Source organism: Sphingopyxis sp. SCN 67-31 (assembly GCF_001725095.1).
The window spans coordinates 1-9,969 of record NZ_MEFH01000144.1; the positions used below are offsets into that span (position 1 = coordinate 1).

General features: G+C 66.0%; 12 protein-coding genes. 2 read left to right on the forward strand and 10 right to left on the reverse strand.

Annotated elements, in window-relative coordinates; all coding sequences use genetic code 11:
* Nucleotides 1-601 (forward strand): flagellar filament capping protein FliD (gene fliD / locus ABS88_RS21760; RefSeq protein ID WP_286750566.1); only part of this gene is annotated, 601 nt, incomplete at its 5' end.
* 11 nt (nt 602-612) lie between these two features.
* Nucleotides 613-1,002, forward strand: coding sequence for a flagellar export chaperone FliS (locus tag ABS88_RS21765; protein WP_058812237.1), 390 nt, complete (start codon nt 613-615; stop codon nt 1,000-1,002).
* Nucleotides 1,003-1,153: 151 nt separating this feature from the next.
* Here ABS88_RS21765 and ABS88_RS21770 read toward each other — a convergent pair whose 3' ends face one another.
* The 10 genes from ABS88_RS21770 to ABS88_RS21815 all read right to left on the reverse strand — a co-directional run.
* A complete protein-coding gene (locus ABS88_RS21770; RefSeq protein ID WP_120694154.1) occupies nt 1,154-2,224 on the reverse strand; it encodes a sigma-54 interaction domain-containing protein in 1,071 nt (356 codons plus the stop codon).
* A gap of 115 nt (nt 2,225-2,339) precedes the next feature.
* Entirely contained in the window at nt 2,340-3,200 is an 861-nt protein-coding gene (locus ABS88_RS21775; protein ID WP_062901628.1) for a flagellar motor protein MotB, read from the reverse strand.
* Nucleotides 3,200-4,063: a flagellar motor stator protein MotA gene (gene motA, locus ABS88_RS21780; RefSeq protein WP_003041465.1), complete on the reverse strand. Its 864-nt coding sequence runs from the start codon at nt 4,061-4,063 to the stop codon at nt 3,200-3,202. Before motA ends, ABS88_RS21775 begins: the two co-directional genes overlap by 1 nt.
* A 93-nt stretch (nt 4,064-4,156) precedes the next feature.
* Nucleotides 4,157-4,987 (reverse strand): flagellin N-terminal helical domain-containing protein, encoded by an 831-nt coding sequence (locus ABS88_RS21785; protein WP_058812238.1) that lies wholly within the window; start codon nt 4,985-4,987, stop codon nt 4,157-4,159.
* Nucleotides 4,988-5,026: 39 nt separating this feature from the next.
* Complete coding sequence (gene flgK, locus ABS88_RS21790; RefSeq protein WP_286750568.1) at nt 5,027-6,355, reverse strand: flagellar hook-associated protein FlgK; 1,329 nt, start codon at nt 6,353-6,355, stop codon at nt 5,027-5,029.
* Entirely contained in the window at nt 6,352-6,654 is a 303-nt protein-coding gene (locus ABS88_RS21795) for a rod-binding protein (protein ID WP_003041475.1), read from the reverse strand. The genes flgK and ABS88_RS21795 overlap by 4 nt, the downstream gene beginning before the upstream one ends.
* Nucleotides 6,651-7,763 (reverse strand): flagellar basal body P-ring protein FlgI, encoded by a 1,113-nt coding sequence (locus ABS88_RS21800; RefSeq protein ID WP_003041478.1) that lies wholly within the window; start codon nt 7,761-7,763, stop codon nt 6,651-6,653. Before ABS88_RS21800 ends, ABS88_RS21795 begins: the two co-directional genes overlap by 4 nt.
* 23 nt (nt 7,764-7,786) lie before the next feature.
* Nucleotides 7,787-8,470 carry a flagellar basal body L-ring protein FlgH gene (locus ABS88_RS21805; protein WP_003041480.1) on the reverse strand — a complete coding sequence of 228 codons (684 nt, stop codon included), beginning with the start codon at nt 8,468-8,470 and terminating at the stop codon, nt 7,787-7,789.
* A complete protein-coding gene (gene flgG / locus ABS88_RS21810) occupies nt 8,451-9,239 on the reverse strand; it encodes a flagellar basal-body rod protein FlgG (protein WP_003041483.1) in 789 nt (262 codons plus the stop codon). Before flgG ends, ABS88_RS21805 begins: the two co-directional genes overlap by 20 nt.
* A gap of 12 nt (nt 9,240-9,251) precedes the next feature.
* Nucleotides 9,252-9,969: flagellar basal body rod protein FlgF (locus tag ABS88_RS21815; protein ID WP_286750569.1), on the reverse strand; the 718-nt coding region annotated here is incomplete at its 5' end.

The window sequence follows — 9,969 nt, forward strand, 5'->3', positions numbered from 1 at the left end:
GGCAAGTCGCCCGCTCGACATGATCCGGCAGACGGTGAAGGATTTCGTCGACGTCTATAACCAGCTCAAGAAGAGCATCACCGATGCCGCCGCGATGTCCGGTGACACGCGGGGCCTGCGCGAGCTCGAGGGCCAGCTGCGCGGCATGATGTCGCAAACACTGACCAGCAGCGGCACCTATACGACGCTCGCCGACATCGGCATCTACACGAACAAGGACGGCCTGCTTGCCGTCGATCAAACCCGGCTGGAAACCGCCCTGACGACCGACGCCGGCGCGGTCGAAGCATTGTTCAATCCGCCGCGCGACGGCGCGCATACCGACGTCAGCGATCCGGGCATCGCCGGTGTGCTTGACGCTCTGCGCGACAAGGCCGTGGGGACAGGCGGTGTGATCGATCGCGTCACCAGGACGCTCGATGCCAAGAGCAAGGATCTTGCCGACCAGCTCGACAAGGTCAACGAGCGCGAAGATGCCTATCGCGCGCGGCTGGAGAAAAAATACAGCACGCTCGACGCCAAGCTGGCAGCCTTCAAGGCGACCCAGGCCTATCTGGAACAGCAGATCCAGATGTGGAACAACCAGAACAGCAATAACTAAGGGTTTTCGCCGTGCCTGCCACCGCCTCGATCGTCCGCGCCACCGGCACCTACCGCCGGCTGCAGCAGGAAAGCCGCGCCGAGGGCGCCGACCCGGTCGAACTCGTCGCCATGCTCTATGACGAGCTCGAAACGGCCGTCGGCGTGCTCGGATCGATGGCGCGACAGGGACAGCGCGTCTCCGCCACCGACCCCGCGCACCGCGCGCGCGCGATCCTGATCGGACTCGACGCCAATCTCGATCATAGCGCGGGCGGCGATGTCGCCGCGGCGCTGTCGCGCGTCTATCGCAGCATGCGCCGCAAGCTCGATGAGGCGATCGCCGCCAATCACGAAGACGGCTTTGCCGAGGTGCTCGACGGCATCCGTACGATCGCCGAGGCTTGGCGCCAGCTTCGCTGACGCGCCCGCGTCGCCTCTTCATCATCGATCGGTAAAAAGGGTTCGGCACCGGCCGCGGCCCGCGCCGTCGCTATAAGTGGGGACAAGCGACGACGGGGGTGGGGTGCGACCGGTGCCGAATTCAGCGGCGCCGAAACTGGTGGGGTAGTTTTCAGGCGGCCTGCTGCTGAACTCCATATTTGCGCATCTTTTCGATCAGCGTCGTGCGCTTGAGCGACAGGAGGCGGGCAGCCTCCGAAATGATGCCGTCGGCAAGGTCGAGCGCGACGTGGATCTGTTCGAGTTCGATCGTCTCGATCTCGCGCTTGAGGTCGATCGGCTGACCCGGCGCGGGCTTTTTCGCCTGCGCGCCGGCGGCCGCCGGGATGTCCAGCCCGCCGGCTGGTACCGCGACCGTACCCGTGGGGAGGATCGGCCGCGGTGCCAGCGCTGCGGTGGGGTTCAAAAGCATCGCGACATCGTCGCAGCCGAGCGTTTCGCCGCCGAACAGGACGCTGGCACGCTCGACGAAGTTACGCAGTTCGCGGACATTGCCCGGCCAGCGATGCTGCATCAGCATCGCGATCGCAGCGTCGTCATAGCGGCACTTGGCGTCGGCCGGCATCTTGCGCTGGAAATGGCGGATCAGCGCGGGAATATCCTCGACGCGGCTCGCCAGGCTCGGCACCTGCAGGACGACGACGCCCAGGCGGAAGAAAAGATCTTCGCGAAATTTGCCCTCGGCGATCGCCGCGCCCAGATCCTGGTGCGTGGCCGAAATGACGCGGACGTCGACCGGGCGGACCTCGCTGCTGCCGACGCGGACGATGGTGCGTTCCTCGAGCACGCGGAGCAGCTTGACCTGCATGTCGAAGCGCATGTCGCCGATTTCGTCGAGGAAGAGCGTGCCGCCGCTGGCGACTTCGAAATGGCCGATACGGCGCGCCGTGGCGCCAGTGAACGAGCCCTTTTCGTGGCCGAAGAGTTCGGATTCGATAAGTTCGCTGGGGATGGCGCCGCAGTTGATCGCGGCGAAGGCCTTGCCGGCGCGCACGCCTTCATCGTGGATGGCCCGGGCGACCAGTTCCTTGCCCGATCCCGACGGACCGCACAGCATGACCGAGGCATTCGACCGCGCCACCCGGCGGATCATCTCGCGCAGCTGGCTGACCGCCGGGCTGTTGCCGATGATCAGCGCTTCGAGCGCTGCGTTGTTGCCCTTGTTCTGCCCCACCTCAGTCATTTTCGTCTCCATGGCGCCCCCCATGGCGCCTTTCCGATGAGCCGAGAGATTGAGGAAAATGGTAAACGAAAGATTATCCAGACNGTTAAGGATTTATCTTACTGCCAATCTGGCACTAATATTTGGCCGCGCTGCCCCAGCCGAGCGTGATCGAGATGCGCCGGTTGCGCGGGTCGAAGCGATTCGACGGGACATAGGGTTCGCGATCGGCGACCCCTTCGATACGCGAGAAGCGGTTTGAATCGATCCCGCGGAACTGGAGATAGTTGCGCACCACCTCCGCCCGGTCGACCGACAGCCGCCAGTTGTTGGTGCCCGCGCCTGCCGACCAGGGTGCCGCATCGGTGTGACCGCGGATCATCAGCTGGTTCGGCACGCCCCCGATCGCCTCGGCCACTTCCTGGAACAGCCGCACGCCTTCGGGGGTGAGCTGGCTCGTTCCCATCGTGAACATCGAGAAGTCGGCATCGTCGACCACGTCGATGCGCATGCCGTCGATGGTCTGGGTAAAGCGCAGGTTGCGCGCGAGGCGGCGCAGATCGCCCTTGCGCTGGACGCGCTCGGCGAGCGATTTCGCGACCTGCTGGAACTTCTTGGTTTCCTGTTCGCGGCCCGAAGCCTCTTTGGGTCCGCCGACAACGTCGCGCGGGATCGTGATCGACCGCGTCCCCGTCTGCCCGGCGCGATGCGGATAATTGTCGGCCGAAACGATCGAATCGCCGCCGAACATGCCGTTGGACCCGGCGCTTTCCTGCTTGGTCTGGACGATCGTCGGCGCGAAATAGTCGGCAAGCGCCTTGCGCTGCTTTTCGGTGGTGGCGCCGAGCAGCCACATGAGCAGGAAGAAGGCCATCATCGCGGTCACGAAGTCGGCATAGGCGACCTTCCACGCACCGCCATGGTGGCCGCCATGGCCCCCCTCGATCACCTTTTTGACGATGATCGGCCGCGGCGGCGTGTTGGGACGCGCGGCCATCAGCGGCCCCGCATTCCGTCAAAGACCTCGGCGAAGCTCGGCTGGTTCGAATGTTCGACCCCCGAACGCGCCGCTTCGATGACGAGCGGCTGCGGGTGGCCGTGGAGCGATGCGATGATGAGTTGCTTCACCGTGTGATAGATGGCGCCGTCGCTTTCGATCACGCTTTTCGCGCGCGTCGCGAACGGGCCGACGAGCCCATAGGCGAGCAAAACGCCGAGGAAGGTGCCGACAAGCGCCGAACCGATCATGCCGCCCAGAATTTCCGGCGGCTTGTCGATCGAGCCCATCGTCTTCACCACGCCAAGCACCGCCGCGACGATGCCGAGCGCGGGCAACGCGTCGGCGAGATTCTGCAAACCGTCGGCCGGCTTCATCGCGTGGTGGTGGTGGTTCTTTACCGCATTGTCCATCACGTCCTCGACCGCGTGCGGATCGAGCGTTCCCGACGACACGACGACCAGGCGCAACGTATCGCAGATCAGGTGGACGAGCGTGCTGTCCTTGAGCAGCCTGGGATATTGCTGGAAGATGGGCGAGCTTTTGGGGTCTTCGATATGCGGTTCGACCGCGACCGGTCCTTCGGTGCGCATCATCTTCATCAGCGAGGACACGAGCAGGATGACGTCGAGATAATCCTGCTTCTTGTACTGCGGCCCCTTGAACACCTTGCCAAGCCCGCCGGCGAGCGCCTTCAGGTCGGCGCCCGAATTGCCGATGATCAGCGATCCGACCGCGGCGCCGCCGATGATGAGCATTTCGTGCGGCAGCGCGTGCATGACGGGGCCAAGATTGCCGCCCGTCAGCGCAAAACCCCCGAACACCAGCAGGATCAGTACGACGATGCCGATTACGGGAAACATGCGCGCTCAACTCCATCCGGACCCGCCCGGGGTCCGCCTAAACAGGGACGTCTCTTATGCTTAACGGCAGCGGCGCCGGAAACTTGAGGCCGCTCAGCTCAAAAGATCGAACAAACTCTGCCGGTTGATCTTGGCAAAGGCCGCCTGCGCGGCGCCGAGCGTCAGATCGGCAGCGTTGAGCTGCGCGATCGCAACCGAAAGATCGGTATCCTCGACCGACGAGCGTTCGTCGGCCAGCGTCACGCCGCGCGCCGCAAGGCTGTCACCGATCCGCTCGAGGCGGCCGGCAGCGAGGCCTATGGCGGCGTTCTGGTCGGCGGTGTGGTTGATTGCGGTGTCGAGAGCGGTCATCGACCCACCCATCGCCGTCTTGTCGCCTGCCGCCACCGCGGCCGCGGCATCGCGGACGAAAGTCGACAAGCTCGTCCCGCTGACGGCCAGGGCATCGGCCGCAGATGGCACCGGGGCGAATACCGTGTCCGAATCGAACCGCATTGCGCGCGCATTGCCGGTTGCGAAAAGCGGTTCGCCGTTCGCGTCGCGCGTCGCGGCCAGCCCGTCGATCTGGTCGGCAATCGCGCTCAATTCCGCGGCGATTGTCGCGCGATCGGCCGGACTCGCGGTGTCGCTCGCCGCATTGAGCGTGAGTTCCCGAGCGCGGGTGAGCAGATCGCTCGTCGATTGCAGAACACCGTCGGCCTGCGCGGCGAGCGCCTTGCCGGTGTTGATGTTGGTTGCCCAGGTGTCCATCGCCGCCTGGGTCTTGCCGATCGTCGCGATCCGTTTCGACGCCACGACATCGTCGGACATGCGTTGCAGCCGTTTGCCGGTCGAAACCTGGATCTGCAGCTTTTCGATCTGTTCGGCGAGCTTTGACTGGCGCGCGATCTCGCGCGTCATGCGGTTGCCAGTGGCGTTAATCATCGTTCTGCCCCTTGTGGCTCATGGCCCCAAATCCTTCGCCTACACCGCGTTCAGCAGCGCCTGCATCGTGTCGCGCGCGACCTGGATCGTGCGCGCCGCCGCCGAATAGGCTTGCTGGAAACGCAGCAGATCGGCCGCCTCGCGGTCGAGATCAATTTCGCTGACCGCGCTGCGTGCCGCCGAGGCGGCGTCGCGGCGGGTCGTCGCGGCGGCGTCCTGCGCGCGCGCCGATGCGGTCGCCTGCGCCTGCGTCGCCATATGCGCCGCCCAAGCGCTTTCGGGATCATTCGACCCGCGCATCCCGCCGATCGCAAGCATATTGCCGTTGCTGCTCGTCGCATCGGCCGCCGCGACCTGTGCGGTCGTCAACGGCGCCGCGGCCAGTGTCGCAGCGCTGCCGACGCCAGCGAACAGCGGCTGGCCCGGATTGCCATTGGCATCGACGCCCGCCTGGTGTGCGGCATTGACCTGGTTCGCGAACTGCGCCGACATGGTGTCGAGCCCCGCGCGCTGGTCGGCGACATGATTGGCCGCCTCGACCAGTCCGGCGAGCGAGCCCGTCGCGGTCGTGAACGGCGATCCGCCGATACTGTAGGACAGCCGGCCGTCGGCCGCAGCGCTGACCGAAATCGGCGTCACGACGCCGCCGCCGACCAGCGTATCGCCGGTCGCCGTTGCGGTCAGCGTCACCGCGCCATGGCTGTCGAAACTCGCGGTGACGCCGGCCTGCGTCGAAAGCTCGTCGAGCAAACGGTCGCGCTCGTCGAGCAGCGATGCCTCGTTGGTCGATCCCGGGCGCGCCTTGCGCAGCCCGATGTTGATCTGTTCGAGGGCGTTCAAATTGGTGTTGAAGCTGTCGACTTCGCCCGCCGCGGCGCTCGAAATCCCGTCGGCCATGCTCGAAAGCTGGCCCGCCGCGGTGCGGAAGCCCGACGCGACATCGTCGACCGATTGCAGAAACTGCGCCCGCAGCGTCGGGTTCGACGGATCGGCGGTGAGCAGATCGGCAGTGTTGAACAGCTTGCCCAGCCCGGTTGCGATCCCGTTCGAATCGTCGCTCATTGCGGCCTCGACCTTGTTCATCCAGTCGAGTTTGGTCGCCGAGCGCTCGGCGTCGCCCGACGAAATGCGCGAATCCTGAATGAGCCACTGGTCGACCGAACGCGTCACGCCCTGGATCGCCACGCCGCCCGGTTTGATCGAGCTGCGATAGAGCGGCATGTTGCTCGCCGCCTGATTCTCGACCAGTTCGAGCGTACGCCGCGCATAGCCGGGCGTCTGCGCGTTGGCGATATTGTCGCCGATCGTCGACAGCGCGCGCGAATAGGCGCGCAGGCCGCTGGCGCCGATGTTGAGAAGGTCGCTCACTGCGCGCCTCCGACCCGGGCGCGGAACTGCGCCTCTACCATGTCGGCGATGCCGAACTGGCGCATCGAGGCGATGCTGTCCGCGGTCTTGGCGTCGGCCATTTCGCGGAAATTGTCGGTCGCGCTCGATCCGAAGATGTCGTCGCCCAGCTTGGCCTGCCGCATCGACGAGAGGAGCTGACGCAGGATGACCGCCTCGAAGGATTCGGCCGCCTTGCGCAGTCCGCCGTCGCCGCTGCCGGCCCCGGCGGGGGCGGCGCTGGCGGCGGGGGCGCCGATCGAAGAAAGAGGTGTCGTCATATGATCACCAGTTCCGCAGTGAGCGCGCCGGCCTGGCTCAGCGCCTCGAGGATGGCGACAAGGTCGCCGGGAGGAACGCCCATGCGATTGATCGCATCGACGAGCTCGGAAAGCGATGCGGTGGGCTTCACCATCATCACCGGACGATATTCCTGGTCGACGCCGATCTCGCTCGACTGTTCGACCGTCGTTTCCCCGCGGCTGAACGGTGCAGGCTGCACCACCGTGGGCGATTCCTTGACCGAGACGGAGAGCTTGCCCTGCGTCACCGCCGCGGTGCCGACCCGGACCGCACCGTTGATAACGACCGTTCCGGTGCGCGCATTAACAATGACTTTGGCGGGCGGTTCGGCGCGGATAACCTCGAGATTCTCGATTCGGGACATCAGGCGCATGCGATCGTCGCCGCTGCCGCCGGCGCGAATCGAGATGCTCGCACCGTCGAGCATCGTCGCCGCACCCGGCCCGACCGCACGGTTGATCGCATCGGTGACGCGCTGCGCGTTGGTCGCATCGAACTGGTGGAGGTTGAAGGTCAGCTGGTCGCCATAGGCAAATCCCGTATCGACCGCGCGCTCGACCGTCGCGCCGCCGGCGATCCGTCCGCTCGACGGCACATTGACCGTCAGCTTGGAACCGTCGGCGGCGTCGACCCCCAGACCGCCGATGACGAGGTTGCCCTGCGCCATCGCGTAAATCTGTCCGTCCGCACCATAGAGCGGCGCGAGCACCAGCGTGCCGCCGCGCAGGCTCTTGGCCTTGCCGATCGCCGACACGGTGATGTCAAGCCGCTGGCCGGGCTTGGAAAAGGGCGGAAGTTCGGCGGTGACCATCACCGCAGCCGCATTTTTGAGCGCCGGGTTAACCCCGGCAGGAAGCGTCATGCCAAAGCGCGACATCGCGCCCTTCATTCCCAGCGTCGAATAATCGAGGCTGTCGTCGCCCGTTCCGGCGAGGCCCACGACGATGCCATAGCCGGTAAGCTGGTTGGCGCGCAGGCCCTGGAACTGGCCCATGTCCTTGATCCGCTCGGCCGATGCCGGCGCCGCGAAGCCGAAGCCCGCGATCAGCAGGAGGAAGAGGGCGAGAAGGGTGGGACGCTTGGTCACGGCACTATCCTTTAAAAAGGCGTTCAGAAGGGGCTGATGATCGAGAAGAAACGCTGCAGCCAACCCTGCTTGCTGGCGCGGGCGATCTCGCCCTTGCCGACGTAGCGGATCGTCGCGTTGGCGACGCGGGTCGACAGGACGCGGTTGTCGGGGCCGATGTCGATCGGCCGCACGAGGCCCGAGATCTGGACCCGCTCATCGCCGCGATTGAGCGTCAGCAGCTTTTCGCCGCGCACCAGCATCATCCCGTTGGGATAGACTTCGGCGACGGTGACGCTGATCTCGCCCGACAGCGCGTTGGACTGGGCGGCATCGCCCTTGCCCTTGAACTGCTGGTCGCCGCCCGCGCCGATGTCGCTGGGCGAAAAGAGGGACAGCGGACCGGTCGATGGCGGGGTCAGGCCGATGCTGCCGCCGCGCTGCGTCGTCGCGCTGTTGCTCTTGGTCGCCGCAGTGCGTTCGACGAGCTGGATCGTGACGATGTCGCCGACCCGGCCGGCGCGGCCGCCCGAGGTGAGCGGGGTATAGCCGCCCTGGAAAATGGCACCGTTGGGCGTCGGCGGCGGCGCGGGATCGACGGGCATCGCGACGGCAAAGGCGTCGGGTGCAACCTTGTCCTTCGCCAGCGCGGCGACCGGTGCCAGCATGCCGAAGGGCAGCAGCAGCGCCGATGCAAGGAGCAGGGCCTTAGAGCGTTTGCGTGGCATTTTTCATCATCTCGTCGGTGGCCTGGATCATCTTCGAATTGACTTCGTAGGCGCGCTGCGTCTCGATCATGTCGACCAGTTCCTCGACGACATTGACGTTCGATCCTTCGAGCATGCCCGACCGCAGGATGCCGCGGCCCTCCTCGCCTGCGGCGCCGACCTGCGGTGCGCCCGAAGCGGCGGTTTCGACGAGCATATTGTCGCCGATCGCCTGCAGGCCCGACGGATTGACGAAGCGTGCGATTTCGATGCGGCCGAGCTCGGTTGCCTCGGCCTGGCCGGGAACGGTTGCCGATACAGTGCCGTCGGCCCCGACCGACACGCCGGTCGCGCCTTCGGGAACCTGGATATTCGGCTGCAGCGGCTTGCCGTCGGGTGTGACGATCGTGCCATCGGCCGACATGGTGAAATTGCCCGCGCGGGTATATCCGGTGCGGCCGTCGGGCAGCAGCACCTGAAAGAAGCCGGCGCCTTCGATCGCCATGTCGAGCGCATTGCCCGTGGCGTTGAGCGAACCCTGCGTATCGATGCGCGCGGTGCCACCCAGTTCGACGCCGGTGCCGAGGTTGAGGCCGGTCGCGTAGCGGTTTTCCGACGACGAGGGCGCACCCGGCTGGGTCATCATCTGATAGCCCAGCGTTTCGAAATTGGCGCGGTCGCGCTTGAAGCCCGTGGTGTTCACGTTGGCGAGGTTGTTCGCGATCACCTGCATCCGGAAGCCTTGGGCATCCAGACCGGTCCGCGCGACGTGCAAGGCACCGAAGCTCATTGTCTATTCTCCTTAACGGGGGAGCTGCATCAGGTTCGCGGTCGCGCTGTCCATGTCGCGCGCGTCGCTGATGAGCTTGAGTTGCGAATCCCAGCTGCGGCTCGCCTCGATCATCTCGACAAGAGCGCTGGTGGCGGCGACGTTCGATCCCTCGAGCGACCGCGTGACGACGCGCGCTTCGGGATCGTCGGGCAGGATGCCGCCGCCCTTGACGCGGAAAAGATTGTCGAGACCCTTGACGATGTCCGATCCCGTGGGGGTCGTCAGGCGCAGCCGGTCGACTTCCTGCGGGTTCTGCGGATCGCCACCGGTGGGCACGACCCAGATCCGCCCTTCGCTGTCGATGCTGACCTTGTCGGCGGGCGGAATGGTAACCGGGCCCTGCGCCCCCTGGACGGGGTGGCCGTCGCCGGTGGTGAGCAGCCCGCTCGCCGAAACCTGCAGATCGCCGCGGCGCGTATAGGCTTCTTCGCCATTTTCGGCCTGCACGACGAGCAGCGCGTCGCCGGTCATCGCGACGTCGAGGTCGCGGCCGGTTGCGAACACCGCACCGGCGCGCATGTCGGCGCCGATCACTTCCTCCGACGACATGGCACGGGCATTGACGCCGCTGCCCTGCAGCCAGAGCGACTGCGCCTCCGCCATGTCGCCGCGAAAGCCGGGCGTCTGGGCATTGGCAAGATTGTTGGCGATCGCCGTCTGCCGGGCCTGGCTGCCCCGCATCGCGGTG